General features: G+C 67.4%; 23 protein-coding genes. 6 read left to right on the top strand and 17 right to left on the bottom strand.

Going from position 1 to position 24,321, the window contains the following annotated elements; genetic code table 11:
• Positions 1 to 92: 92 nt before the first annotated feature.
• From phnE (GEMRO_RS0110060) to phnD, 4 genes are read right to left on the bottom strand one after another with little or no spacing between them, the layout of a single operon-like run.
• Entirely contained in the window at positions 93 to 911 is an 819-nt protein-coding gene (gene phnE, locus GEMRO_RS0110060) for a phosphonate ABC transporter, permease protein PhnE (RefSeq protein WP_027133880.1), read from the bottom strand.
• A complete protein-coding gene (phnE, locus tag GEMRO_RS0110055; protein WP_027133879.1) occupies positions 911 to 1,723 on the bottom strand; it encodes a phosphonate ABC transporter, permease protein PhnE in 813 nt (270 codons plus the stop codon). Before phnE (GEMRO_RS0110055) ends, phnE (GEMRO_RS0110060) begins: the two co-directional genes overlap by 1 nt.
• A complete protein-coding gene (gene phnC, locus GEMRO_RS0110050) occupies positions 1,720 to 2,550 on the bottom strand; it encodes a phosphonate ABC transporter ATP-binding protein (protein WP_027133878.1) in 831 nt (276 codons plus the stop codon). The genes phnE (GEMRO_RS0110055) and phnC overlap by 4 nt, the downstream gene beginning before the upstream one ends.
• Before the next feature lie 8 nt (positions 2,551 to 2,558).
• Positions 2,559 to 3,527, bottom strand: a complete 969-nt coding sequence (gene phnD / locus GEMRO_RS0110045; protein ID WP_035485079.1) for a phosphate/phosphite/phosphonate ABC transporter substrate-binding protein — start codon at positions 3,525 to 3,527, stop codon at positions 2,559 to 2,561.
• A 172-nt stretch (positions 3,528 to 3,699) separates the two neighbouring features.
• Here phnD and GEMRO_RS0110040 point away from each other — a divergent pair, with 172 nt between their 5' ends.
• Positions 3,700 to 4,128 carry a thioesterase family protein gene (locus tag GEMRO_RS0110040; protein ID WP_027133876.1) on the top strand — a complete coding sequence of 143 codons (429 nt, stop codon included), beginning with the start codon at positions 3,700 to 3,702 and terminating at the stop codon, positions 4,126 to 4,128.
• Between the two features lie 432 nt (positions 4,129 to 4,560).
• On the opposite strand, the gene GEMRO_RS0110035 is transcribed toward GEMRO_RS0110040, so the two are convergent.
• From GEMRO_RS0110035 to GEMRO_RS0110025, 3 genes are all read right to left on the bottom strand, one after another.
• Positions 4,561 to 6,333, bottom strand: coding sequence for an SLC13 family permease (locus GEMRO_RS0110035; protein ID WP_027133875.1), 1,773 nt, complete (start codon positions 6,331 to 6,333; stop codon positions 4,561 to 4,563).
• A gap of 91 nt (positions 6,334 to 6,424) precedes the next feature.
• Positions 6,425 to 7,348: an SAM hydrolase/SAM-dependent halogenase family protein gene (locus GEMRO_RS0110030; RefSeq protein WP_027133874.1), complete on the bottom strand. Its 924-nt coding sequence runs from the start codon at positions 7,346 to 7,348 to the stop codon at positions 6,425 to 6,427.
• 771 nt (positions 7,349 to 8,119) lie between these two features.
• A complete protein-coding gene (locus tag GEMRO_RS0110025) occupies positions 8,120 to 10,039 on the bottom strand; it encodes a primary-amine oxidase (protein WP_027133873.1) in 1,920 nt (639 codons plus the stop codon).
• 181 nt (positions 10,040 to 10,220) lie between these two features.
• On the opposite strand from GEMRO_RS0110025, the gene GEMRO_RS0110020 reads away from it, so the two are divergent.
• The 3 genes from GEMRO_RS0110020 (at position 10,221) to dhaK (ending at position 14,241) form a co-directional block, all read left to right on the top strand.
• Positions 10,221 to 11,234, top strand: coding sequence for a class II aldolase/adducin family protein (locus GEMRO_RS0110020; RefSeq protein ID WP_027133872.1), 1,014 nt, complete (start codon positions 10,221 to 10,223; stop codon positions 11,232 to 11,234).
• Positions 11,235 to 11,413: 179 nt separating this feature from the next.
• A complete protein-coding gene (locus tag GEMRO_RS0110015; RefSeq protein ID WP_051328911.1) occupies positions 11,414 to 13,252 on the top strand; it encodes an ABC transporter ATP-binding protein/permease in 1,839 nt (612 codons plus the stop codon).
• Entirely contained in the window at positions 13,249 to 14,241 is a 993-nt protein-coding gene (gene dhaK, locus GEMRO_RS0110010; RefSeq protein ID WP_027133870.1) for a dihydroxyacetone kinase subunit DhaK, read from the top strand. Before GEMRO_RS0110015 ends, dhaK begins: the two co-directional genes overlap by 4 nt.
• Positions 14,242 to 14,251: 10 nt before the next feature.
• Here the strand turns inward: dhaK and GEMRO_RS0110005 are convergent, their stop codons facing one another.
• Genes GEMRO_RS0110005 through GEMRO_RS0109995 form a run of 3 tightly spaced genes read right to left on the bottom strand, consistent with a single transcriptional unit; the run spans position 14,252 to position 15,892 of the window.
• Positions 14,252 to 14,662, bottom strand: coding sequence for a hypothetical protein (locus GEMRO_RS0110005; RefSeq protein WP_027133869.1), 411 nt, complete (start codon positions 14,660 to 14,662; stop codon positions 14,252 to 14,254).
• Positions 14,659 to 15,372 carry a hypothetical protein gene (locus GEMRO_RS0110000; RefSeq protein WP_157505533.1) on the bottom strand — a complete coding sequence of 238 codons (714 nt, stop codon included), beginning with the start codon at positions 15,370 to 15,372 and terminating at the stop codon, positions 14,659 to 14,661. The genes GEMRO_RS0110005 and GEMRO_RS0110000 overlap by 4 nt, the downstream gene beginning before the upstream one ends.
• Before the next feature lie 22 nt (positions 15,373 to 15,394).
• Positions 15,395 to 15,892, bottom strand: coding sequence for a hypothetical protein (locus GEMRO_RS0109995; protein ID WP_169728358.1), 498 nt, complete (start codon positions 15,890 to 15,892; stop codon positions 15,395 to 15,397).
• Between the two features lie 154 nt (positions 15,893 to 16,046).
• On the opposite strand from GEMRO_RS0109995, the gene GEMRO_RS0109990 reads away from it, so the two are divergent.
• Positions 16,047 to 17,483, top strand: coding sequence for an O-antigen ligase family protein (locus tag GEMRO_RS0109990; protein ID WP_027133866.1), 1,437 nt, complete (start codon positions 16,047 to 16,049; stop codon positions 17,481 to 17,483).
• A 74-nt stretch (positions 17,484 to 17,557) separates the two neighbouring features.
• Positions 17,558 to 18,478 carry an ROK family protein gene (locus tag GEMRO_RS0109985; protein WP_027133865.1) on the top strand — a complete coding sequence of 307 codons (921 nt, stop codon included), beginning with the start codon at positions 17,558 to 17,560 and terminating at the stop codon, positions 18,476 to 18,478.
• A 17-nt stretch (positions 18,479 to 18,495) separates the two neighbouring features.
• On the opposite strand, the gene GEMRO_RS0109980 is transcribed toward GEMRO_RS0109985, so the two are convergent.
• The 7 genes from GEMRO_RS0109980 to GEMRO_RS0109950 form a co-directional block, all read right to left on the bottom strand.
• Complete coding sequence (locus GEMRO_RS0109980; RefSeq protein ID WP_169728357.1) at positions 18,496 to 19,290, bottom strand: cell envelope integrity EipB family protein; 795 nt, start codon at positions 19,288 to 19,290, stop codon at positions 18,496 to 18,498.
• A 122-nt stretch (positions 19,291 to 19,412) separates the two neighbouring features.
• Positions 19,413 to 20,318 (bottom strand): 3-hydroxybutyryl-CoA dehydrogenase, encoded by a 906-nt coding sequence (locus GEMRO_RS0109975; protein WP_051328910.1) that lies wholly within the window; start codon positions 20,316 to 20,318, stop codon positions 19,413 to 19,415.
• Between the two features lie 29 nt (positions 20,319 to 20,347).
• A complete protein-coding gene (locus GEMRO_RS0109970; protein WP_027133862.1) occupies positions 20,348 to 21,289 on the bottom strand; it encodes an electron transfer flavoprotein subunit alpha/FixB family protein in 942 nt (313 codons plus the stop codon).
• The gene (locus tag GEMRO_RS0109965) at positions 21,286 to 22,038 is read right to left on the bottom strand and encodes an electron transfer flavoprotein subunit beta/FixA family protein (protein ID WP_027133861.1); all 753 of its coding nucleotides are present in this window, start codon (positions 22,036 to 22,038) and stop codon (positions 21,286 to 21,288) included. The genes GEMRO_RS0109970 and GEMRO_RS0109965 overlap by 4 nt, the downstream gene beginning before the upstream one ends.
• Before the next feature lie 179 nt (positions 22,039 to 22,217).
• Complete coding sequence (locus tag GEMRO_RS0109960) at positions 22,218 to 22,775, bottom strand: cob(I)yrinic acid a,c-diamide adenosyltransferase (RefSeq protein ID WP_027133860.1); 558 nt, start codon at positions 22,773 to 22,775, stop codon at positions 22,218 to 22,220.
• Between the two features lie 10 nt (positions 22,776 to 22,785).
• Positions 22,786 to 22,977, bottom strand: coding sequence for a twin transmembrane helix small protein (locus tag GEMRO_RS0109955; RefSeq protein WP_027133859.1), 192 nt, complete (start codon positions 22,975 to 22,977; stop codon positions 22,786 to 22,788).
• A gap of 87 nt (positions 22,978 to 23,064) precedes the next feature.
• A complete protein-coding gene (locus tag GEMRO_RS0109950; protein ID WP_169728356.1) occupies positions 23,065 to 24,021 on the bottom strand; it encodes a lysylphosphatidylglycerol synthase transmembrane domain-containing protein in 957 nt (318 codons plus the stop codon).
• Positions 24,022 to 24,321: the final 300 nt, after the last annotated feature.

Here is a 24,321-nt window from a genome sequence, read left to right as displayed (position 1 = left end):
CCACCCGTGAGCAAGCGCCCATCGCCCGGGCAGGTTCCGGGCGATGTCCAGATCGGGGGAGCGCCCGGCCGGGTTCCGGGCGATGGATCCGGTCAGATGATCGCCCGGCGGACCTTGGCGGTGACCCACTCGCTGAGCAGCACCGTCGCCAGGATCATCAGCAGGATCACGCTCACCTGCGGCCAGGCCAAGGTGTTCAGGGACGCCTCCAGCGCCAGGCCCAGCCCGCCGGCGCCCACCAGGCCCAGCACCGTGGATTCGCGGATGTTGATGTCCCAGCGGAACACCGCGATCGTCGCCAGCGCCGGCAGGATCTGCGGCACGATGCCCCAGGCCATCACCTGGGCGCCCGAGGCGCCGGTGGCGCGGATCGCCTCGACCTGGCGCTGGTCGATCTCCTCGATCGCCTCGTAGAGCAGCTTGCCGATGAAGCCGATCGAGCGCAGCGCGATGGCGATGATCCCGGCCAGCACGCCCGGCCCCAGCACCGCCACCAGCAGGAGGCCCCAGATCAGCGCGTTGATCGAGCGGGACGCCACGATGATGAACAGCGCCACCGGCCGGACGAAGGCCGTGCTGGGCGTGGTGTTGCGCGCCGCCAGGAACGCCACCGGCACCGCCAGCACCAGGGCGATCATGGTGCCGAGCGTGGCGATGTTGATGGTGTCCCAGAGCGGCCACCACAGCCGGTTCGCGTAGTCCCAGCGCGGCGGCACCATCCGGCCGAAAATGTCGGCGGCCTGGGTCGGCGCGTCGGTCACGAACGCCCAGATCGTGCCGGCGGTCATCACCCGCCAGCAGAACACGGTGAGCGCCACCAGGGCCAGCCAGGCGAACCAGCGCACCAGCCGCTCGCGGGAGGTGCGCAGCTGCCAGGAACGGCCGCCCGTGGCGTCGGTCAGCACCGCCATTACTGGATCCTCTGCCGGATCAGGCCGGAGCCGTACTCGCAGGCCATGACGATGCCGATGATGATCAGCAGGATGGCGGCGGCCGAATCGAACTCGTAGCGGTCCAGCGCCGTGTTCAGCGTCGCCCCGATCCCGCCGGCCCCGACGATGCCCACGACAGCCGACTCGCGGAAATTGATGTCGAACCGGTAGGCGGACAGGCCGATCAGGCGCGGCATCACCTGGCTGGCGATGGCGTAGTCGACCGTCTGCCACCAGCCGGCCCCGGTGGCGCGCACCGCCTCGACCTGGCCGGGATCGGCCTCCTCGATGTCGTCGGCCAAAAGCTTGGCCAGGAAGCCGATGGTGGAGAAGGACAGGGTGAGGAAGCCCGCGAACGGGCCGAAGCCCACCATCGCCACGAAGAAGATCGCGACGATGATCTCCTGGAACACCCGGGCCAGCGCGATGATGCCCCGGCAGATCCCGTACAGCCACCAGGGTGCGAGGTTGCGCGCGGCGCCAAGGGCGATCGGCACCGAGAGCAGGATCCCGGCCACGGTGGAGGTGACCGTCATGGTCAGGCTCTCGACCAGGCCCTGCCAGATGTCGCCCCAGCGGGAAACGAAATCGGGGGTGAGGAAGCCCGAGAACAGCCGGGCGGCCCGCCCCGCCCCCTCGCTCAGCCGCGCCCAGTTCACCTCGACCGAGGCCAGCGCCAGGACCAGGTAGACCAGCGCCCCCGCCACCAGCGCCCATTTCAGCGCCCGGCTGGCGAAGAAGGGCGGCCGCTTCCAGGTGCGGGGATAGGCGGGCGTCGCAGCCGCACTCATGGCGCCTCGGCCGCGAACTCGTCGGCATGCGGCATCGGCGTGCGCGGGTGCGCGTCGTCCTCCGCCTCCTTGGGCCCGGTCTTCGACCAGTCCTCCTCGCCGTAGATCGTGGTCAGCACCTCCGGGGTCAGCCCGTCGGCCGGCCCGTCATAAACCACCTCGCCGGCGCGAAGGCCCACGATGCGGGGGAGGAACATCTGCGCCAGCGCCACGTCGTGGATGTTGACGATCGCTCCCAGCCCCCGCTCGGCGCACAGCTCCAGCAACAGGCGCATCACCTGGCGCGAGGTCTTGGGGTCGAGGCTGGCGGTGGGCTCGTCGATCAGCAGGAGATCGGGGCTCTGCACCAGCGCCCGGGCGATGCCGACGCGCTGGCGCTGCCCGCCGGATAGCGCGTCGGCGCGCTTGTCGACATGGTCCAGCAGGCCGACCCGGTCCAGCGTCGCGAACGCCCGCTCCACGTCGGCCGGCGGGAAGCGCCGGGCGAAGCTCGCCCAGAAGCCGACATAGCCAAGCCTGCCGGACAGGACGTTCTCCATCACGGTCAGCCGCTCCACCAGGGCGTACTCCTGGAAGATCATGCCGATCCGCCGCCTTGTCCGGCGCAGCGCCGAGCCGGACATGGCGGTGATCTCCTCGTCGCCGAGATAGATCCGCCCGCCGGTCGGCTCCACCAGCCGGTTGACGCAGCGGATCAGGGTCGACTTGCCCGCACCCGACGGGCCGATCAGCCCCAGCACCTCGCCCTTGTTGACCGTCAGGTCGACGCCGCGCAGGGCGGCGTCGCCGGTCTTGTACTTCTTGACGAGCTGTTCGATCCGCAGCATCGGCCGCCTCAGTTGCAGGCGTAGGAAACGCCCATGGCCTGGTCGATGTCCCGGATCACCGCCCAGTTCTCCTGGTAGGTGATCGGGATGAACTTCTCCGACGGCGGCTCGGAGGTGGAGAACTCCTCCAGGAGCGCGCTGTCCTTCCAGTCGAATGTGAAGAAGGCTTCCTTGATCTTCTCGGCCAGCTCCGGCTTCAGGTTGTAGACATACCCGTAGCCGGTGGTGGGGAAGGTGTCGGAGGTGTAGATCACCTTGACGTCCTCCTCGGAGATCACGTCGCGGGCGATCATGCGCTCCTTGACCGAGTTGGCGATCGCCGCTGCCGGATAGTCCTTGTTGGCCACGCCCAGGATCGAGTTGTCGTGCTTGCCCGAGAACACCGGCTCGTAGTCGGTGCCGCTCTCCAGGCCGAACTTGTCCTTCAGGATCGCCGAGGGCGCCTTGAAGCCGGAGTTGGAGGTCTCCGAGGTGAAGGCCATCTTCTTGCCCTTGATGTCCTCGACCTTCTCCACCCCGGAATCCGGATAGGTGATGATCTCCATCTCGTAGCCGTAGGCGCCGTCGTTGGAGGCCATCATCGCGAACGGCACGAACCCGCCGCAATTGACCGCCAGCGGGTTCGACCCGGTGTTGAAGCCCGCCACATGCAGCCGGCCGGCGCGCATCGCCTCGATCTGGGCGGCATTGGACTGGACCGGGAAGAACTGGACGTCCTTGCCGGTGACTTCCGACATGTGGTCGAGGAAGCCCTGCCAGACCTGGGCGTAGACCGCCGGGTCCTCCACCGGGGTGTAGGCGAAGATCAGCGTGCCGGGATCGATCTGCTCGCCGGGCTCGCTCGGCGTGTCGGCGACCAGGTCGCCATCGGCGTCGCTGTAGCGCGGGTCGAGCGCCTGCGCCCCGGTGCTCGCCAGCGCCAGCAGCGCCACGGCGGCAACCCCTTGCGCGACCACGTCCTTCAGCCTGTCCAGCATCGTTCGTTCTCCCCTGTTGGACCGGGCGGTCTTGGCCACCTTCCGTGACGGTTTCGTGACACAACATCGCCGCCTCGGCCAGCAGATCCGTCATGGGCAGCCCAGCTTCGTTCTTCCCAGCACGGGCCGCCCTGGGCAAGGCTCGGCTGTCCAGCCTTGAAAGGAGCCCGCCTTGCTGCCCCTGCTGAAGATCGGCGACCGCCACCGGTTCACCTACCGCGTCCCGGCCGACAAGACCGTCCCGCATCTCTACCCGGAAAGCCCGGACTGGCAGGCGATGCCTGGCGTGTTCGCCACCGGCTACATGGTGGGCCTGATCGAGTGGGCCTGCCTGGACCACCTCAAGCCCTGCTTCGAGGAGGGCGAGGGTTCGCTGGGCGTCCTGGTCGAGACCAGCCACGACGCCGCCACCCCGCCCGGCCTCCTGGTCACGGTCGACCTCGAGGTCGACAAGGTCGAGGGCCGCCGGATCGGCTGGACCGTCGTCCTGCACGACGGCATCGACCCGATCGGCCGCGGCCGCCACGAGCGCATGGTGGTCCGCTGGGACCGCTTTTTGCCGAAGCTGGCGGCAAAAACTCCAATCAAAGCTTGTGTTTAAGATTGGCAGTCAAGACTGCTCAAAGAACCATGTATTCATGCCGCGCATGCGTCTGCACACAGGATGATTAAGCCCGCCACGAGCCGTGACATTTGAATATGGCAGCACGGACTTGCCATACGGCAAGTCCGATGAAGCCAAACTAAAATGATAAGTATCGAGATAATTATTATTATCTACGAATTTTTTTTATTGCAATTCTTATTGCAGTCGCTTTGATGATTTTTTTAGGCGTCTGCCCAACTCGCTTAATAGGCCCACGCTGCATTCGGCACTCCATTCTAAAAATTTTACGCATAGCTGCGCATACATTCTATAGAGCATTTCGCCAGCTTGAGCAAGAACTTTATTAACAATTTGGATAGTTTTCCTTAAAGGATACTTCTTCATTTCCGTCGTAAACGTGCAGCACGAAGTGTGCTCGGCTGAGGCCTACAACCCCCAGACCAGGATGATCAGCGGCACGCCCACCAGCACCACCAGCAGCGAGAGCGGTGCGCCCAGCCGGGCATAGTCGCCGAACCGGTAGCCGCCCGGCCCCATCACCAGCGTGTTGCACTGGTGGCCGATCGGCGTGAGGAAGTCGCAGCCGGCACCTATCGCCACCGCCATCAGGAAGGCGTCGGGGGTGTGGCCCAGCTGGGTGGCGAAGCTGGCGGCGATCGGGCCCATCACCAGCACGGTCGCGGCGTTGTTCAGGAACGGCGTCACCGCCATCGCCGCGATCATGATCAGCGCCAGCGCCCCATAGGCCGGCAGCAGGCTGGCCCCCATCGACAGCCAGCCGGCGATCAGCTCGGTGCCGCCGGTGGTGTGGATGGCGCTGCTGACCGGGATCAGCGCGCCCAGCATCACCAGGATCGGCCACTCCACCGAATCGTAGGCTTCCCGCAGGGTCAGCGAGCCGGACAGCACCATGAACCCGGCGGCGGCGAAGAAGGCGATCGCCACCGGCACCAGGCCCAGCGCGGTCAGCAGCATGGCGCTGCCCAGGATCGCCAGCGGCACGATGGCGTTGCGCACGTTGCCCAGCCGGATCTCGCGCCTGGCCAGCGGCAGGCAGCCGAACTCCTTCAGCCGGTCGGGCAGCCGGTTGAGGTTGCCCTTGAGCAGCAGCACGTCGCCGGTCTGCAGGATGATGTCGCGCAGCCGCTCGGTGAACCGCTTGCCGCTGCGGCTGACCGCCAGGAGGTTGACCTCGTAGCTGTCGTAGAGGGCCAGCCGCCCGGCGGACTGGCCGACCAGGAAGGAGCGCGGCCCGATGATCGCCTCGATGCTGCCGACCTCGTCGTCGGCATCGTCGCTCTCGACGATGGTGCCGTGGCCCTCCAGCTCCAGGTCGGCGCGCTTGACCGCCCGCTCCAGGGCCTCCGGCTCGCCCTGCAGGAGCATGATGTCGCCATGCTCCACCACCAGGTCGGGCAGGGGCGCCATGCGCTGGTGGTTCCGGCGCACCACCCCGGTCACCTTGACCTCATGGTCCCAGTGCTTGTTCAGATCGCCCAGGCTCTTGCCGACCACCTCGGATTCCGGGCGGACCCGCGCCTCGGTGATGTAGTCCTTGATGTCCAGCGCCTCGTTCATCGAGGCAGCACCCTTGCGCGGCGGCAGCAGGCGGTAGCCCAGCGCCAGGAAGGCGATCCCCAGCACCGACAGGCCCAGCCCCACCGGGGTGAAGTCGAACATCCTAAACGGCACCCCGGTCATGTCCTCGCGCAGCCGCGACACGATGATGTTGGGCGAGGTGCCGATCAGGGTCATCAGCCCGCCCAGCAGCGAGCCGAACGCCATCGGCATCAGGAAATAGGAGGGCGAGATGTTGGACCGCCTGGCCATCTGGAACGCCACCGGGATCATGATCGCCAGCGCGCCGATGTTCTTCACGAAGGCGGCCAGCAGCGTCACCGTGCCGGTCAGCACCACCACCTGGGCCGGCACTGCCCGCACGTGCGGCGACAGGCGCTGCAGCACCAGTTCCATGACCCCGGTGCGGGCGACCGCGGCGCTCACCACCAGGGCGCTGCCGACGATGATGACGATCTCGTCGCTGAACCCGGCGAACGCCCCCTCATAGGGGACGATGCCCACCGCCACCGCCACGATCAGCGCGATGATCGCGACCATGTCGTAGCGGATCCGCCCCCAGATGAAGAGCAGCATCATGCCGGCTAGGACGGCAAAGGAAAGGATCTGTTCGATCGTCATGGATGACCTTGGCCTGCACCGGCGCGGACCCTGACAACCGGCGGCGCGGGCGTGCGTTGCGGGATGCGTCGCCTTGGCGACGCGAAATCGTTCAGGGGCGCGACAGGGTGATCGTCCAGTCCGGACCGGACCCGATGCCGTGGGTTTCCGCGAAGCTGCCGTAGTTGATCGCCAGCGCCATCTCGTCCACCGAGTTCAGGTAGAGCAGCGGCTGGCCCTTCGGCACGTCGCCGAACGTGTCCACGAAGGGAACCACGCCGTCATGGACCGGCGTGCCGTCCTTGCTGATCCGCACCCGCACGTTGTCTCCCTTGGCCACCCCCAGCCGGTCGAACAGGGCGCTGCCGATATTGGTCCAGACATTGCCGTAGTTGACGTCGAGCATCGGGATGATGCCGCGCAGCTCGTCCCCGGCCAGCTCGGCGTGCTGGTAGGGGATCTCCACGACCCCGCCCTCCAAGAGCGGCCCGAGATCCGCGAACGCGACCTGGCCCGAGGCCAGCCGGGCGGCGTTGTAGGAGAAGATGTCCCGGCCGTGGAAGGTGTTGGATCGCTCCGAGCCCGGCAGCCGGTTGGTGGCGGCGTCGATGCTGCGCAGGGCGGCCACGCCGATCTGCTCGGCCACTAGGGTCAGGGTGCCGTTGTCCGGCCCCACATAGAAATGCCCGGAGGCCAGCTCCGCCGCGACCACGCCGCGCTCGGTGCCCACGCCCGGGTCGACCACCGAGACGAACACGGTGCCGGGCGGCCAATAGGGCACCAGGTGGGCCAGGTGGAACGCGGCGGTCCAGATGTCGAAGGCGGGGATCTCGTGGGTGTTGTCGAACAGCTCGAGATCGCGGTCGACCTGCTTGGCGACCCCCTTCATCTCCGCGACCGCGCTGTCGGCGGTGCCGAAATCGGTCTGGTAGACGATCATCCCGGCCGGTTCGGCCGCCTGGGCGGGACCGGCCGGCCCCCGAAATGCCGCGAGCACAGCCGCGAGCAGGACAATGCCGAGGATGCGACCGTTCATGGCTGTGTTCCACCGACCTTGGCATGGGCGTCGGCGTCTAGATGCCGGGCTTCCCCGCCTGCCTGCAACCGTTCCGGCACGATGCCCGCTCTGGATGGGACGGCGCCGGCGGCTTTCATGCTATGCTGCCCGGTCCCGCCCAGCCACCGGCCTTCCCGACATTCGATGAAAATACCCGCCGAACCCCCTGCTCTTCCCGGCCGCCCACTCCCAGGCGGCTGCCCCCACGGTTCGCCCAAACGAACCCGAGCGGCGGCCGCCCCAGCCCATCCCAACGAGCCCGGGACGCCCGACACCACGTTCTGCACGAACGAACCCGAGCGGCGGTCCTCCCGCCCTTCCCAAGCGACCCCGGGACGCCCGCCGACACTACGTTTTGCACAAACGAACCCGAGCGGCAGCCGCCCCAGCCCGGCCCAACGAACCCAGGACGCCGCCGACACCACGTTCTGCACGAACGAACCCAAGCGGCCGCCGCCCCGCCCGTCCCAAGCGACCCCGGGACGCCCGCCACCGCGATCTGCACGAACGAACCCGAGCGGCAGTCGTCCCGCCCGTCCCAAACGAACCCGGGATGCCAGCCGACATCACGTTTTGCACGAACGAACCCGAGCGGGAGCCGCCCCAGCCGTCCAAGCGGCCCCGAGACGTCCGCCGACACCACGTTTTGCACAAACGAACCCGGGCAACCGCCGTCCCACGCCGCCCAAACGAACCCAGGACATCCGCCGCCACGTTTTTTGCACGAACGAACCCGAGCAGCCGCTCCGCTCAGCCGGCGCCGTGCCCGCAGCATGTCCCCGCCGAGGCCGGCGGCACGTTCAGCGCCGGGTTGCGGTCGAAGAAGCCGAACGGCACCAGCTCGAAGCCGATCCGCACCACCGGCTGGATCGGGAAATCCTCCGGCCGGGGCAGGTGGTGCAGGTTGGCGGTGTACCAGAGCACCAGGTCGGTCCCGTCCAGGTCGCGGTCCTGCGCCTGCCAGACCGGCAGCCCGTCCGGCCCCGGGTTCTGGTTCGGGTACCAGCCGGCGGCGTGCAGCTCGTCCGGCTGGAAGGCGGTGACCCAGACATGAGAATCCATGAAGCCCGCCCGCTGCCGGATCGGCGAGTCCTCCGTCAGGAACGGCAGGGCGTTGGCGCCCGGCACCAGCTCGTAGGCGGTGGGCTGGCCGAACCGGTTGCTGGCCTGGGCGCTCTCCACCCGCCAGCGCCTGGCCCTCGCCAGGTCGATGCACCCCCGCGCCTCGCCCTCGCGCCGGAACACCCGGCCCTCGTGGAGGATGGCATTGCCGAACGGGTTGTCCGGGCCGGGAGGCGCCGCGGCGAAGTCCAGCTCCCGCACCCGGTTCGCGCTGCCGTCGACATCCATGTCCAGGCGGAAGTTGAAGACATGCTGGTGGACATGGGCCTGCACGCCCGGCGCCACCTGGGTGCCATAGGCGAGGTCGCCCGGCCCGCGCATCCCGCTGGTGAACACGATGCCGGTGGCCTTCACCTCGCAGGCGATGGTGCCGTCCAGCTTCAGGGACCAGTAGACCCCGTAGACATAGTTGCCGACCGTCACCAGGAACGAGACCACCAGCCGTCGCCCGCGCCGCACGTCGACCCCGCCGATCAGGTCGGTGTGCTTGAACAGGATGCCGTCGTCCTCCTCGTGCAGGCAGACCGCCTGCTCGATCACGGTCGGCCGGCCGGCCAGGTCGTGGACGGTCATGTCGAAATAATGGATCTGCCCCAGGCAGTCGCAGCCCAGCTTCAGGCTGTCGGCCAGCTGGCCGATCCCGTACTCGCCAACGTCGAAGGCGTTGCGCCGGTAATCCCCCTCGGACGGCGAGCCATAGGGCACCACCATTTCCGACACGGCACCGCGCCACATCACCGGGCGCTTGCGCGGCCCGTCCATCCAAGCGAGATCATAGAGGATCAGCCCCTCGCGCGGCGACCAGCCGACATGGAACGACCAGTCCGCCCAGCGGACATGGTAGCCCTCGACCGTGAAGGACGGCCCGTCCGGCTGGACGATGTCGAGCGGCTTCAGGTCGGTGCGCATCGGTCCCGCCTGGCCCGGCCGGTAGTTGGACGGCTCCGGCCCCAGCGGCGGCGGGTCGTCCAGGTCCTTGACCGCCAGGACCTCGCGCCGGTCCAGGTCCACCAGCAGGTGCAGCCCGGCGACCGGGCGGCCATAGACATTGTCCTGCTCGTGCAGGCGCGCCCAGGCATGGGTGAAGGCCAGCCGCCGGCCCTGCTCCTCCTGGTGCCCGAACTGCCCGGCCGCCCAGGGCTCCACCTGGACCAGAGACGGGTCGTCGATGCCGCGCCTGGCCAGCGCCGCCCGGAACAGCGGGTGGTCGCGGACCCAGTCGCCCACCTCGATGAACTCGTCCATGGTGATCCGCGCCTGCCGCCCGGGCAGGTCGTCGAGACGGAGGAGCCGGCCGCCCGCCAGCTCCACCAGGCCCTGCATGGTCATGCCCCGGTCGGGGTCGTGCGCGCAGACAAAGGCGTGGCGGCCGGTTCCGTCGTCCTGCTTGGCCGGCTCCGCCAGCGTCACCGTCTCGAACCAGCCGCGCTCCCCCAGCCGGCCGCTCTGCCGCACCGCCGCCACGGCACGAGTGATCTCGTCCGGGGTGATCGGCGCCAGCCGATGCGAGGCGACCTGTTCGGTCCTGGTCCGGGTGCTGGCACTCATGCGGTTTCCTTTGCGGCGCGGCGGCGGCGGCGGCGGCGGCGGACCATGCCTGCTCGGGGCGGGCGACGGAACCAGGATCGTTTGATCGCATCCCGAACATTTGTATCGAACATCTCGCGTCCTGCCGGTGCCCGCGCTAAGGAGGAGGCCGGCATCAGGCCGGAACCAGGGAGGCCTCGGGGTGAACACGGATCTGGAAGCACTGCGCGCGTTCTCGGCCAGGATCGGCGCCGATCCGGCCGTGGTCCAGGCAGCGGGCGGCAACACCTCGGTGAAGGTCGACGACACGCTCTGGGTAAAGGCGTCCGGGCTGCAGCTGAAGGACGCGCTGGCGGAGAACGTGTTCGTGCCGCTGCGCCTGTCCGGCGTGCGCGCCCGGATCGAGGCCGGCGAGGACGAGCCGGCCAAGCCCGAGGTGCTGGAAGGCACGTTGCGCCCCTCGATCGAGACCAGCCTGCACGCGCTCCTGCCGCACAAGTTCGTCAGCCACACCCATTCGGTGGCGGGCATCGCGTTCGCCGCCGCCAAGGACGGCGAGGCGCGGATCGCCGCCCGGCTGGACGGGCTGGCCTGGCGTTGGATCCCCTACGTGATGCCGGGCGTGCCGCTGACCCGGGCGGTCGCCGCCGCCATGGCCGAGCGCCCGGCCGACGTCCTGGTCCTGAAGAACCATGGCGTGGTCTACGGCGCGGACAGCATCGAGGAGCTGGAGGAGCTGCACCGCGAGCTGGAGGCCCGCATCTCCCTGCCGGTGGCGGCGTCCGGCACCCCGGACGAGGTCGCCCTCCAGCGCATCCTGTCCGCCTCGCCCGGCTGGCGCCTGCCGGTCCATGCCAAGACCCACGAGGTCGCCCTGGACCCGCGCCGGATGAAGCTGGCCACCGGCGGGGTGGGCTGGCCGGACCATGCGATCTTCCTGGCCGACCGGATCGGCGCCTACCCGGCCGGCACCACCGCGATCCCGGCGGACGAGCCGGCCAAGCTGGTCCTGGTCGAGAAGGCCGGCGCCCTGGTGAAGGCCGATCTGGGTGCCGCCGGCGACGAGCTGGCCCTGTGCCTGGCCCTGGTCCTGGAGCGCTTCCCGGCCGATGCCGAGATGGTCTACCTGCCCGAGGCGGAGGTCGCGGCCCTGATGGGCTGGGAGGCCGAGGCCTATCGGCAGAAGCTGGCGAAGGAGCGCACCGCCGGCGGCTGAAGGCCTGGCCGGTCCCGCCGCTTGACGCCAGCGCGGCGGGTCGGGTTACTGGCAGCGACCATGGGCGGGTCCCGATCATGCCTGGGGCTCGACCTCGCGCGGACGTGCGCGAGCGTGGCTTTCCGGGAACGCCCGACTGCCTATGATCCGCGCCGACGCCAGGACGACGGAGACCTTCATTGATCGGCACGGCCGAACGCAAGCGCAAACGGGCCGGCCGCGGCCAGGACCTGACCAACAAGATCGCCGAGACCAAGTCCTTCCTCGGCAAGGTATGGGTGCTGGCGAAACCCTACTTCCTGAAGTCCGAGGAACGTGGCCTGGCGCTGACTCTGATCGGCGTCATCCTCGCGATGAACTTCTTCCTGGTGTGGATGAGCAAGAACCTCAACACCTGGAACCGCGACTTCTTCACCGCCATGCAGGAGAAGGACGCGACGACCTTCTGGAACCTGCTCTGGTCGGTCGAGAGCTTCGAATCCCTGTTCTTCTCGTTCACCGGCCTGGTGATCGTCTACATCGTCATCGCGGTGTACCGCCTCTGGCTCACCCAGTTCCTCACCATCCGCTGGCGGCGCTGGCTCACCGACGTCTACTACGGCGACTGGCTGCGCGACCGCACCTACTACCGGATGGAGCTGAGCCATACCGGCACCGACAATCCGGAACAGCGCATCGAGCAGGACGTGAACTCGTTCACCAGCCGCACCCTGTCGATCGTGCTGGGCCTGATTTCCGAGGTGGCGACCCTGGTCACCTTCACGGTGGTGCTGTGGAACCTGTCCGGCTCGATCACCCTGCCGGTCCTGGGCGGCATCGAGGTTCCCGCCTACATGTTCTGGACGGCGATCCTCTACGCCATCCTGGGCTCCTACCTGACCTATCTGGTCGGCCGAAGGCTGGTCCAGGTCAACTTCGCCCTGGAACGCTACAACGCCGACTTTCGCTACCGGATGATCCGCACCCGCGAGAACGCCGAGAGCATCGCCCTTTATGGCGGCGAGCCGCAGGAGCGCTCCAAGCTGCGCGAGGCGTTCGGGCGGATCTACGAGACCTGGTGGCAGTACATGACCCTGTACAAGCGCCTGACCTGGCTGACCGTGTTCTACGCCCAGGTCGCCAGCATCTTCCCGCTGGTCATGCAGGCGCCGCGCTACTTCAGCGGCGAGATCGCGTTCGGCGTGCTCACCCAGACCGCCGGCGCCTTCGCCCAGGTCCAGGGCAGCCTGTCCTGGTTCGTCGACAATTTCGACGTCCTGGCCGACTGGAAGGCGGTGGTCGACCGGCTCACCGGCTTTGGCGAGACCATGGAGGAGGCGCGTGCGCAGCAGAAGGATGGCGGGCTGGTCGTGCAGCCGCATGACGGCAGGGATCTGCGGATCGACGGGGTCGAGGTCCGCCTGCCCAATGGCGCACCCTTGCTGCACGGCGTCGACCTGACCATCCCGCCGGGCTCCCGCCTGGTCCTGCAGGGCCCCTCGGGCAGCGGCAAGACCACCCTGTTCCGGGTGCTGGCCGGACTCTGGCCGTTCGGCAGCGGGCAGATCCGCACGCCCGGCGGGGCCGAGGTCCTGTTCGTGCCGCAAAAGCCCTACATGCCGGTGGGCTCGCTGCGCGAGGCGCTGCTCTATCCCAGGACCACCGAGCTCGGCGACGACGAGGCCCTGCGCGAGGCGCTGACCCTGTGCCGGCTGGAGCACCTGACCACCAGGCTGGACGAATCGGCCAACTGGTCGATGAGCCTGTCGCCCGGCGAGCAGCAGCGCCTGGCCTTCGCCCGCGCCCTCCTGCTCGCACCCGACTGGCTGTTCCTGGACGAGGCGACCTCGGCGCTGGATCCTGCCACCGAGGAGCGGATGTACCGCACGGTCATCGAGCGGCTGCCGCACGCCTCGATCATCTCGATCGCCCACCGTCCGTCCGTGACCGGCTTCCACCGGGGCCGCCTGGTGATCGACAAGGAGGCCGGGACGGTCGCCGAGAAGCCGCTCGATCCATCCGAGGGAGGAACCACGTGAAGAAGTTCATCAACGACGTCGACAACATCCTGGTGGAAAGCCTGGCCGGCTTCGGCCGGGCCCATGCGGACCTGGTCGAGGTCTCGCTGGACCCGATGTTCGTCCGCCGCCGCGAGCCGACCCGGCCGGGCAAGGTCGCGCTGATCTCCGGCGGCGGCTCCGGCCACGAGCCGCTCCATGCCGGCTTTGTCGGCCACGGCATGCTGGACGCCGCCTGCCCCGGCCATGTCTTCACCTCGCCCACGCCCGACCAGATGATCGCCGCGGCCGCCGCCGTCAGCGGTGGGGCCGGCACGCTGTGGATCGTGAAGAACTATGCCGGCGACGTGATGAACTTCGAGATGGCCGCCGAGATGGCCGAGGGCGAGAGCGCCAGCGTACTGGTGGTCGACGACGTCGCAGTGGAAGATTCCAGCTTCACGACCGGCCGGCGCGGCGTGGCCGGCACGATGATCGTCGAGAAGATCACCGGCGCCGCCGCCGAGGCCGGCGCGGACTTGTCGGCGCTGAAGGCGCTGGGCGACGACGTGGTCGCGCGCACCCGCTCGATGGGCGTGGCGTTCACCTCATGCCTGGTCCCGGCCGCCGGCTCCCCGACCTTCACCCTCGAGCATGACGAGATGGAGATGGGGGTCGGCATCCATGGCGAGCCGGGGCGGCGCCGGGAGAAGCTGGCGCCCGCCCGCGCCATCGCGGAGCAGATGACCGGCGCCATCCTGCAGGACCTCGCCCCCGCCAAGGGCCAGGAGGTGCTGCTGCACGTGAACGGCTTTGGCGGCACGCCGCTGATGGAGCTCTACCTGATGTTCGAGCAGGCGAGCGCGATCCTGGCCGACCGCGGCCTGAAGGTGGCCCGCTCGCTGGTCGGCAACTACACCACCTCGCTGGAGATGGCAGGCTGCTCGGTGACGGTCACCGCTCTCGATGCGCGCCTGACGGAGCTATGGGACGCGCCGGTTCACACCCCGGCCCTGCGCGCCGGGCGCTGACGACGATCGGTCACGGCGAGGGCAGCAGCCCCTCGCCGTCGCCGAGTTCGCATGGATAGTCGATCGTCAGCAGGACCAGGAGGATGGTGCTGGTGGTGAGCTGCTGCAGGGCATCGCGCGCCCGTGGCTTGCGGCGAAGCTCGGCGATGTGCTCGAGCAGCCTGGGCGCCACCGTGCCGGGCTGGAGATCCTCCTCCGCCGACGGGCAGTACAGGGGCGTGCCCTGCTCGGCCATCATCGTGTTGGTCATCGACAGGGCATCGAGCGCGCCGCCCAGATAGAAGGTCGCGACTGCCTTCTCCTGCTCGGTGCCCCCCAGGAGGCGCTCGATCTCCGCCGCATCAATCGTGCTGTACTGGGCGGCTTTGGCCGGTCCGAGCGATGCCAGGGCGAGCAGAAGGGCGCCAAGGGCAAGTCTCATCGACGAATTCCAGGCGGTGGTTCACGGACGATGCGCATGAAGCGCGCGAAGATCTCCAGGTCGGCCGTCAGCGCGGACGCCACGTAGCGCAGCTGGTTGGTCGACTTGGCGAGGGAGTGCAGATAGCGCGGGTCGCGCCGGCCCATCATGATGATCTCGGAATCGAGGCTCATCAGCGTGATCGGCTTCATCGACTCGATCATGTTCAGGCCGATGCCCAGGCGCATGCCCTGCATGCTCACCGCGATGGGGGCTATCTCGTAGGAGGTATCGAAGCTCTCGGCCGCGGCCTCGGCATCGCCTTTGGCGAGATGGGCGGCAGTCAGGTAGAGCCAGGTGATCCCGCTGAACGGCGAGCGGTTCAGGGAGTCTTCCAGATAGGTAGCAGCGCGGGCATAGCGGTCGGATGTCTCGGCCTCGGTATCGCCCGGGCGCGCGACCAGGTCGGCAAGCCCGCAATAGCGCAGGGAGTCCGCGGTCCGCGAAATATCGAGGGTCGCCTCGCACACCGCGTCGAGACGGCGCGATGCCTGCGGCGTAAGCGTTCCGCCGGCGCTCAGCAGCGTGAGCGGGGCCGGCCCGCCGACGCGCTCAATCGTCGCGGCGAACTCCCGGCCCGCAAAGGCCAGGGCAACAAGGAACAGGGCGCAAATGAATACGCGCCCGCCCAAAGTGACGATTCGTCCCCGGGGTCGAGCGCGCATCATCAAGATCCAATGATCGTGAGGTCGATTAGCTCGTGGTGACCGGGCTGACCGTTCCGATCGGCTGGTTGGTGATCGGGTTGATGAACGGATTGCCACCCGGACCGGTCAGACCGACCGGGATGGTGCCGGCCGGGTTGCGGGCCGGATCGTTCAGGTAGTCGACCGTCGCATAGTCGTACATGGTCAGCGTGACCTTCGGCTCGTAGAAGCCGGTGTCACTGTTGAACTTCCAGTACAGCGTCGCGCGGCGAACGAAGCCGATGCCCGAACCCGAAGGAAGGACACCGAGTTCCTGGTTGACCGGGCGAGGATTGGTCGAGGCATCGATCGGCTCGAAGCCCGCGGGCCAGAACCCGTAGATCTCGAACAGCGTCTCACGAACGACCGTCACCTGCTTCGGCTGACCGAACACGGTGTAGGTCGTATAGTAAGGCGTCACATCCGCCTGGGCGGCGGAGCTTCCAAAGCTGATGCCGGCTGCCAGGGCGGCAACGGCGCTAACCGATAGCAACAAGCGTCGCATGGGTCGTACCCCCTATTTTTCTGCGCCGGATATTACCGATTTTGCGCTTGCGAACAAGGGTGCTGACCGCGCAGGTGCGACGCATTCTTTTTGTTGTCCTGAGCCCTTTTCACGGTCCAAACCGGAGCCCAGCAAGAAATCGGCGAGGACCTTCATGTCTGTGCGGCATCTGCGCCTTGCGCTTGCAGTCTGGCTCTGCCTGCTGCTGGCGGCGGCCCCCTGGCCTCTGGGCAGCGTCATCCCCATGGCCGCCCTGACCTTCACCGTGCTGTGCACGGCGACGGCCGCGCTGGCGATGTTCCTGCCCTCCCTGCCGGAGAGGCGACCATTCACCGCACCCGTCCTCATCGCCGGCGTGCTGGTCCTGGCGGTGGTGGCGTGGATGGTCATCCAGGTCGTGCCGGACATGGGCGTTCCCTTCGCCCATCCCGGGTGGACCTATGCTCCGGATGGCGAAGGCGTGGGCTCGATCTCGATCGACCCCGATGCCGGCGTCTACCAGGTGATCCGCTTCAGCGGCTATGCCGCCATGTTCGTGGCGGTCCTGGTCGCCGCCACCGACCGCAAGCTCGCCGACCTGATCTACACCGCCATGATGGTCATCGTGACGGCCTATGCGCTTTACGGCCTGATCGCCTGGATCCTTGACTTCGAGACCGTCGCCGGGTTCGGACCGGTCGCCTATGAAGGCGACGTCACCTCCACCTTCGTCAACCGGAACTCCTGGGCCACCTTCGCCAACCTTGGCCTGGTCCTGATCCTCGCCCGGCTGGCCGAAGATTTCGAGAACGGTCCCGGCTCCAGCCTGCGCGCCCGGGTCGTCGAGATGTTCCAGACGATCACCCCGGCGCTGCTGCTCAAGCTGATGGCCTTCTTCATCGTGGCGACGGCCTCGATCCTCAGCCATTCCCGCGGCGGCTTCCTGAGCGCCGTGGTGGCCCTGCCCCTGATGCTGATCATCGTGCTCGCTGCGGTGCGCCCTCGCGCGAGCTTCATCGCGGTCAGCGTGCTGGCCGTGGCGGTGGCGGGCCTCTGGATCGTGGCGGCCAGCGGCGAAGGCGTGCTGGCGCGGCTGGAGAAGCTCGACATGCAGTTCGATGTTACGGCGGCCGGGCGGCTCGCGGCCTGGACCATCTCGATGGAGCTGATCGGCGACCGGCCCTGGCTCGGTCACGGCCTGGGCTCCTTCCAGGCCGTGTTCCAGACCAGCGTCGACGAGCGGTTCACCCTGATCTACGACCTCGCCCACAACACCTATATCGAGCACATGCTGGAGATCGGGGTCCCGGCGACCCTCCTTCTCTATGGTGCGGTAGCGATCCTGTTCGGGGTCTGCGTGCGCGGCGTGTTCCGGCGCCGCCGAGACCGGGTGTTTGCCTTGGCCGCCGTGGGCGGGACGCTGCTGGTCGGCTTGCATGCGCTGGTGGACTTCTCCATCCAGATGCCGGCCATCGCCATGTTCTATACGGCCATGCTCGCCATCGGCTGCGCCCAGGCCTGTCCTTCGGTTCGCACCAAGGTCACGCGGGTCCGCAGGACCTCCGAGAGCCGGCCCACCATCCGCGAGGAACTCGAAGCAGCGCCCTCCTGAGGACAGGATAGCCCGATGGCAGGTGACCACCCCGCTGATCCGGGCTATCGAGGCGAGTTCAGGAGGATGCTTTCATGACCAGACCGATTTCCTTCGGCATCGACCTGGGCGGCACCAAGATGGAGATCATCGCCCTGGGCCCGGACGGGCGGGAGCTTCTCCGCCGCAGGCGCCCGACGCCGCGTGGCTCCTACGAGGCCACGCTGGACGGAATGGTCGCCCTGGTTCTCGAGGCGGAAGAGGAGCTTGGCAGCGTCGGCTCGGTCGGTATCTGCCATCCCGGCGCGATCTCTCCAGGCAACGGCCAAATCAAGAACGCCAATCTCACTTGGCTGAACGGCCGGCGGTTCGACCAGGACCTGATGGACCGGATGAAGCGGCCGGTCGCATTTGCCAACGATGCGAACTGCCTGGCTCTTTCCGAAGCAACCGACGGGGCTGGAGCGGGCGCGCCGGTTGTCTTTACGGCGATCCTTGGCACCGGCGTTGGCGGCGGCATCGTCGTCAACGGCCAACTCCTGACCGGTCCGAACGCGATCGGCGGGGAATGGGGCCATATCCCGCTGCCAGCGACCCAAGCCGATGAGCTGCCCGGCCCCGCCTGCTACTGTGGCCGTTTCGGCTGCGTGGAGACCTGGCTGTCCGGGCCGGCCCTGGCGATGGACCACCGGCAGCGCTTCGGCGCCGATCTCAGCGCCCCTGAGATCGTGGAGAAGGCGCAGACGGGCGACCATGCCTGCGACCGCAGCATGAACATCTACGAGGACCGGCTGGCGCGGGCGCTAGGCACGATCATGAGCATTCTGGATCCCGACGTGATCGTGCTCGCCGGCGGCCTGTCCAATGCCAGCCGCATCTATGCCAATGTGCCCAGGCGGTGGCACCGCTACACGTTCTCCGACGACATCCGGACCAGGCTGCTGCCGCCTGTGCACGGCGACAGCTCCGGGGTGCGCGGAGCCGCCTGGCTCGGACGGTCTCTCGCCGACGGCTGAGGGGCCGAATCCGCTGCCTACTCGCAGCTGGGCTCCGGCAGCTTCTCGAGCTGGTCGAGCGTGCCGTGCAGGACGAACTGGCCATAGTCGAGGGTGATGTCGTCGGTGACGCCATCCGCTCGCAGCCTGAAGCTCAGCTCGAACTCGGGCTCCTCGGACCGGACGGTCAGGTCGTGATAGGCAAGATTCATGGTCCACGCTTCAGGGTGATCGGGGCCCGGGGGCCATTGCTTGCCGATCACCGCGCTGACATTGCTGAGCGCGTCCAGCCCGCTGCCATCGAAGACCGGGACCGACACAAAATTCTCGCCGCGCTCGGCAGCCGCAATCAGCGCCTTGATGTGCCGGGTGGGAAACAGGGTCCCGGCAGGAAGCGCAACCGACTGTTCCTCGGGCACGGTGAAATGAGCCTCGCCGTCGCCGGAACCGGGCAGCACAGCCTCGCCGCGGAATTCCTCGAACAACTTGCCGTTGTCGAAGGAGCGTACCGAGAAGCGCAGCTGGTCGTTCTGGGTGGATTCCCAGGACGAGAACCGCACGTCATAGGAGAAGTCCGGGCCTTCCGCCTGCCCCGCCTGGAAGGCCAGCCGCTGGTTGCTGGTCCATCCGTCGCAGGACTTCTTCCACTCCATCACGAGGCCGCCGCGCACGGAGGTGACGGTGCCCTGGCCGCCTTCGGCCAGGCTCAGGCGGTAGGCAGCACGATGCGATGCCAGATCGACTGCCCCGGCCGAGCCGGACCATCCAGCAAGCGCCAGGAGCACGACCACCAGCCCCGATGATCTAGTACCCAAGTTCGCGTTCCCTTCCACCAAGGCCGCTCCGCTCGCCGAAGCATCGCCCGTGACACGGGCTTATCCTCGTCATGTGGGGTGCCGATCCCCCGGAATCATCCGGGGCGACATCCTGGATGCATGCACGGCCGCGTCCGCGATCAGCGGGTTGGGACGGGATGCTCGCCTCGGTAGTCGTAGAAGCCCCGCTTCACCTTGCGCCCGAGCCAGCCCGCCTCGACATACTTCACCAGCAGCGGACACGGCCGGTACTTGCTGTCCGCAAGGCCCTCGTAGAGGACCTGCATCACCGCCAGGCAGGTATCCAGGCCGATGAAGTCCGCCAGTTCCAGCGGGCCCATCGGGTGATTGGCGCCGAGCTTCATCGCGGTGTCGATGCTGTCGACGTTGCCGACGCCTTCATACAGCGTATAGACCGCCTCGTTGATCATCGGCAGCAGGATGCGGTTGACGATGAAGGCCGGAAAATCCTCGGCGGTCACCGGCGCCTTGCCCAGCTTCTCGGTGACCGCGCGGATCGCGAGGTAGGTATCCTCCTCGGTGGCGATCCCGCGGATCACCTCGATCAGCTTCATGGCCGGCACGGGGTTCATGAAGTGCATGCCGATGAAGCGCTCGGGCCGGTCCGTGGAGGCCGCCAGCCGGGTGATCGAGATCGAGCTGGTGTTCGACGCGATGATCGCATCCGCCCGCAGGTGCGGCAGGAGTTCCTTGAAGATCGCCTTCTTGATCTGCTCGTTCTCGGTGGCGGCCTCCACCACCAGTTCGCAATCCGACAGGTCGGCAACCGAGCCATGCGACGAGATGCGGCCGACCGCGACGTCCTTATCCGCGTCGGTGAGCTGGCCTTTCTTCACCAGCCGGTCCAGCCCCACGGCGATCTTGCCCATCGCCGTCGCAAGTTGCTCCGGGTTCACGTCCACGAGCCTGACCCGGTAGCCGGCCAGGGAGCCAACCTGGGCGATGCCGCTTCCCATCTGGCCGGCACCGATCACACCGATCGTGGTGATTTCGGGGATCGGAGGATGCTGTGCAGGCTGCGCCATCGGCTGGAGGCTCCGGTACCGTGCTGGGGTCAGGACGATTTCGCTCGTTTCACTTCTTCGGTGAGCTCAGGGATGATCTTGAAGAGGTCGCCAACCAGGCCGAAATCGGCGACCTGGAACATCGGTGCCTCTTCATCCTTGTTGATCGCGACGATGACCTTCGAGTCCTTCATGCCGGCCAGATGCTGGATGGCGCCGGAGATCCCCACCGCGACATAGAGGTCAGGAGCGACGATCTTGCCGGTCTGCCCGACCTGGTAGTCGTTCGGCACAAAGCCGGCGTCGACCGCGGCACGGCTGGCGCCCACTGCGGCGCCGAGCGCGTCCGCAAGCTCGTCCAGGAGCTTGAAGTTCTCGCCGGAACCCATGCCACGGCCACCCGACACAACGATCCGCGCCGAGGTCAGCTCAGGCCGCTCGCTCTTGCTGACTTCCTGTCCGACAAAGCTGGACAGGCCCGAAGCTTGCGGAAGATCGATCGTCTCGACGCTGGCGGAACCGCCCTCGGCGGCTGCGGGCGCGAAGGAGGTGGTACGGATGGTCAGAACCCGCTTGGGGTCGGTGCTGACGACTGTCGCAAGCGCGTTGCCGGCATAGATGTAGCGCTTGAACCGGTCGGCTCCGAGCACTTCGACCACATCGCTCACCTGGGCGATGTCGAGCAGGGCCGCCACGCGCGGCATCACGTTCTTGCCGAAGCTGGTGGAAGCCGCGACCAGATGGTCGTAGCCCGCCGCAAGGGCGACCAGGATGGCGGCGGCGTCCTCCGCCGATGGGTGGGCCAGATGGGGAGCATCACCCACCAGCACCTTCTCCACGCCCGCTACCTTCGACGCTGCGCCCGCATCGACGCCTGCGCCCAGGAGTAGAAGATGGACCGGGCCGCCCAGCTGGCTGGCTGCGGTGATGGCGGAAAGGGAGGCCTTGGCGACCCCGCCGGCATCGAGCTCGGCAACAACCAGGACGCTCATGCCAGCACTCCACCTTCGCTCTTCAGCTTCTGCACCAGTTCCTGCACCGAGGTGACCTTCACGCCGGCCTTGCGCGCGGCGGGCTCCTCGACCTGCACGTACTGCAGGCGCGGAGCGATATCGACCCCGAGCTCGGCCGGCTTGAGCGTGTCGAGCGGCTTCTTCTTGGCCTTCATGATGTTGGGCAGCGACGCATAGCGCGGCTCGTTCAGCCGCAGGTCGACCGTCACCACGGCCGGCAAAGGCACCGCGATGGTCTGCAACCCCTCGTCGACCTCGCGCCCGGCCTCGGCCTCGCCGCCCTCGACCGTCAGCTTGCTGACGAAGGTCGCTTGCGGCCAGCCCAGCAGGGCGGCGAGCATCTGGCCTGTCTGGTTGCTGTCGTCGTCGATCGCCTGCTTGCCCATCAGGACAAGCTGGGGCTCCTCCTTCTTCACGATGGCAGCCAGCAGCTTGGCGACGGCGAGCGGCTGGAGTTCGTCGGCGCTTTCGATCAGCACCGCACGATCCGCCCCCATGGCAAGAGCGGTCCGCAGGGTCTCCTGGGCCTTAGGCTCGCCCGCCGATACCGCCACGATCTCCGTGGCGACGCCGGCTTCCTTCAGGCGGATCGCCTGCTCGCACGCGATCTCGTCGAACGGGTTCATCGACATCTTGACGTTGGCAACGTCGACGCCGGACTTGTCCGCCTTGACCCTGATCTTGACGTTGTAATCGACCACCCGCTTGACGGGTACGAGGACCTTCATCGCGCCACCTGTTCCGTCCGACGCGGCTTCAACGAGCGCACCCGCAGTCGGCTACCCGATTCGTATTGCAACGCACAAGGGCGATAAGACGCCCCCCTTACCCTGTCAATCAGGGCTGCCGCTGCCTGTTCGTGCGGATCACACCACTCCTGGCCTGATGTTGTCACGCCCGAACGTGTTCAGCGGTTGGCCCCCGGCACCCAAAGCACGTCCTTTGTCCCGCCACCGTTGGCTGAACGCGACAGAACGAAGAGGTGGTCCGAGAGCCGGTTGAGGTAACGCAGGGCTGCCGGATTGACGGCTTCCTGCTCGCTCAACTGGACGAGGCTGCGCTCGGCCCGTCGTGCGATGGTCCGGGCCAGATGCAGACAGGCGGCAGCCGGCGTACCGCCCGGCAGCACGAAGGAGGATAGCGGTTCGAGATCGGCATTGATGCGGTCGATCTCCTGCTCCAGCCGCTCGACCTGCTGCTCTGCGATCCGCAGATGGCTGTCGGTGCCATCCTCCGGGCGGCACAAATCCGCTCCGAGGTCGAACAGGTCGTTCTGGATCCGGGCCAGAGCGTCGTCGAGCGCTCCTTCCGCATGGAGGCGGGCCATCCCGATCGCGGCGTTCACCTCGTCCACGTTGCCATACGCCTCGACCCTCAGCGCATGCTTGGCCACTCGGGATCCGTCCCCGAGGGAAGTGCGTCCCTGGTCACCGCCGCGCGTGTAGATCCGGGTCAGATGCACCATCGGCTCTGCCTCAGCTGTAGGCGAGGAAGAGGATCGCCAGCACCGCAAGGGCCGCGAACTGCAGACCGACGCGCCACCGCATCAGTATGTTGGAGTACTTGGCGTTGAACACGCCGCCCCTGAAGAAACTGACCAGCCCGAGCAGCAGCACCCCGACGGTGGCGAGGACCAGGACGACCAGCATGGTTTCTAGGATGTACATGGGACCGATATAGGCTTGCCGCTGGTCCAGGCAAGGCGTGCCGGAACGAGAAGGCTGATGCCCTGAACGTACCGGTGGCCGGGAGACTTAGTTGGCCTGCACTGAGGACGACCGGGCGGGGACATGAGAGACGAGGGGGCCCTCGTGGATCGCAAACATGAGGGCACCAGCGCCATGAACCAGCAGGAACAGCACGCGGCCGACCAGGATCAGGGCGACGCTTTCAGCTGCAGGCAATCCCGCGACCGTGCCAAGCAGGAGAGCCATGATCCCCTCGTAGACGCCGATGCCATCGATCGTCAGCGGCAGGCGGGTGATCGCCAGCGCCACCGCATAGGCTGCGGCAAGATCGACGAATGCGACGTCGATCCCCAGGGCATGCGCGGTGAGCCAGCCCATGAACAGGGAATAGATGCTCTCGAACAGGGTCAGCGCGGCGAAGACCGCCACGACGTCCGGGCGCCGCCCCTGCCGGAGCCAGGCGGTCCGGAAGCGTGCGACCATACGGCCGACCATGTGGTTCTCGCTGAGCGCGATCCGCAGCCTGGACGGGCCCGCCCACGACCATGCCAGCCCCGCGCCGATCAGCACCATCACGGCCGCGGCCACAAAAATCATGCCGTGCATCTCTTCGGAGAAGCTGGCGAACCGCCCGAGCCAGAACATGCCGACCATCGCGGCGGCCATGGTGACGAACGCACCGACGACCCGCTCGACGACCACCGAAGCAGTGGCGTCGTTGGCGTCGACGCCATTGCGCCACAGCCAGCCGACACGCATCGCGTCGCCGCCCACCGTGGAAGGCAGGAAGGATCCCGCCAGCGTTGCAGCGCTGTAGAGCCACGTCGCCGGCAACAGTCCCATCCGAACGCCATGGACGCGCAGCAGGAGAAGCCATTTGCCGGCCATGAGGAAGCGCTGCGCAGCGTACAGGACGATGCACAACACGATCAAAGCCGGCGAGGCTTGATCGACCACGCGCGCAACAGCGCGCCAGTCCATCCACCAGGCCAGCACCAGGATGGCGAGCACGCTCAGCCCCACCTGGATGATCCTGCTTCGACCCATTGCTTCAGCGATCCCCCGGGAAGGACAGCAGACCTACTTAGACGAGGTGGTGCTGTCCGTGATGATGCAACGGAGATCGTTCAATTGAGGCTACCACCCCCCGGTGTCCACCTCTGTTGGATGAACGATTGTTCAAGAATGGCCGGCAAAACTGCATGATCTCCTGAATCAGCCACCTCATGCGTGAGAAGACCACTCAGATATCGCGCAGGACAAAATCGAACCTCGCTGACTACGCGAGAAGGCCATCCATACTGAGCAGTTCAGCCTCCCGCA

It is taken from the genome of Geminicoccus roseus DSM 18922 (genome assembly GCF_000427665.1).
GTDB lineage: Bacteria > Pseudomonadota > Alphaproteobacteria > Geminicoccales > Geminicoccaceae > Geminicoccus > Geminicoccus roseus.
This window is presented reverse-complemented; position numbering and strand designations above follow the sequence as displayed.

Bases quoted from the DNA above. Each gene is read 5' to 3' on its own strand.
- phnE (WP_027133880.1), bottom strand. From the start codon at position 911: ATGGCGGTGCTGACCGACGCCACGGGCGGCCGTTCCTGGCAGCTGCGC.
- phnE (WP_027133879.1), bottom strand. From the start codon at position 1,723: ATGAGTGCGGCTGCGACGCCCGCCTATCCCCGCACCTGGAAGCGGCCG.
- phnC (WP_027133878.1), bottom strand. From the start codon at position 2,550: ATGCTGCGGATCGAACAGCTCGTCAAGAAGTACAAGACCGGCGACGCC.
- phnD (WP_035485079.1), bottom strand. From the start codon at position 3,527: ATGCTGGACAGGCTGAAGGACGTGGTCGCGCAAGGGGTTGCCGCCGTG.
- GEMRO_RS0110035 (WP_027133875.1), bottom strand. From the start codon at position 6,333: ATGACGATCGAACAGATCCTTTCCTTTGCCGTCCTAGCCGGCATGATG.
- GEMRO_RS0110030 (WP_027133874.1), bottom strand. From the start codon at position 7,348: ATGAACGGTCGCATCCTCGGCATTGTCCTGCTCGCGGCTGTGCTCGCG.
- GEMRO_RS0110025 (WP_027133873.1), bottom strand. From the start codon at position 10,039: ATGAGTGCCAGCACCCGGACCAGGACCGAACAGGTCGCCTCGCATCGG.
- GEMRO_RS0110005 (WP_027133869.1), bottom strand. From the start codon at position 14,662: ATGAGACTTGCCCTTGGCGCCCTTCTGCTCGCCCTGGCATCGCTCGGA.
- GEMRO_RS0109995 (WP_169728358.1), bottom strand. From the start codon at position 15,892: ATGCGACGCTTGTTGCTATCGGTTAGCGCCGTTGCCGCCCTGGCAGCC.
- GEMRO_RS0109990 (WP_027133866.1), top strand. From the start codon at position 16,047: ATGTCTGTGCGGCATCTGCGCCTTGCGCTTGCAGTCTGGCTCTGCCTG.
- GEMRO_RS0109985 (WP_027133865.1), top strand. From the start codon at position 17,558: ATGACCAGACCGATTTCCTTCGGCATCGACCTGGGCGGCACCAAGATG.
- GEMRO_RS0109975 (WP_051328910.1), bottom strand. From the start codon at position 20,318: ATGGCGCAGCCTGCACAGCATCCTCCGATCCCCGAAATCACCACGATC.
- GEMRO_RS0109970 (WP_027133862.1), bottom strand. From the start codon at position 21,289: ATGAGCGTCCTGGTTGTTGCCGAGCTCGATGCCGGCGGGGTCGCCAAG.
- GEMRO_RS0109965 (WP_027133861.1), bottom strand. From the start codon at position 22,038: ATGAAGGTCCTCGTACCCGTCAAGCGGGTGGTCGATTACAACGTCAAG.
- GEMRO_RS0109960 (WP_027133860.1), bottom strand. From the start codon at position 22,775: ATGGTGCATCTGACCCGGATCTACACGCGCGGCGGTGACCAGGGACGC.
- GEMRO_RS0109955 (WP_027133859.1), bottom strand. From the start codon at position 22,977: ATGTACATCCTAGAAACCATGCTGGTCGTCCTGGTCCTCGCCACCGTC.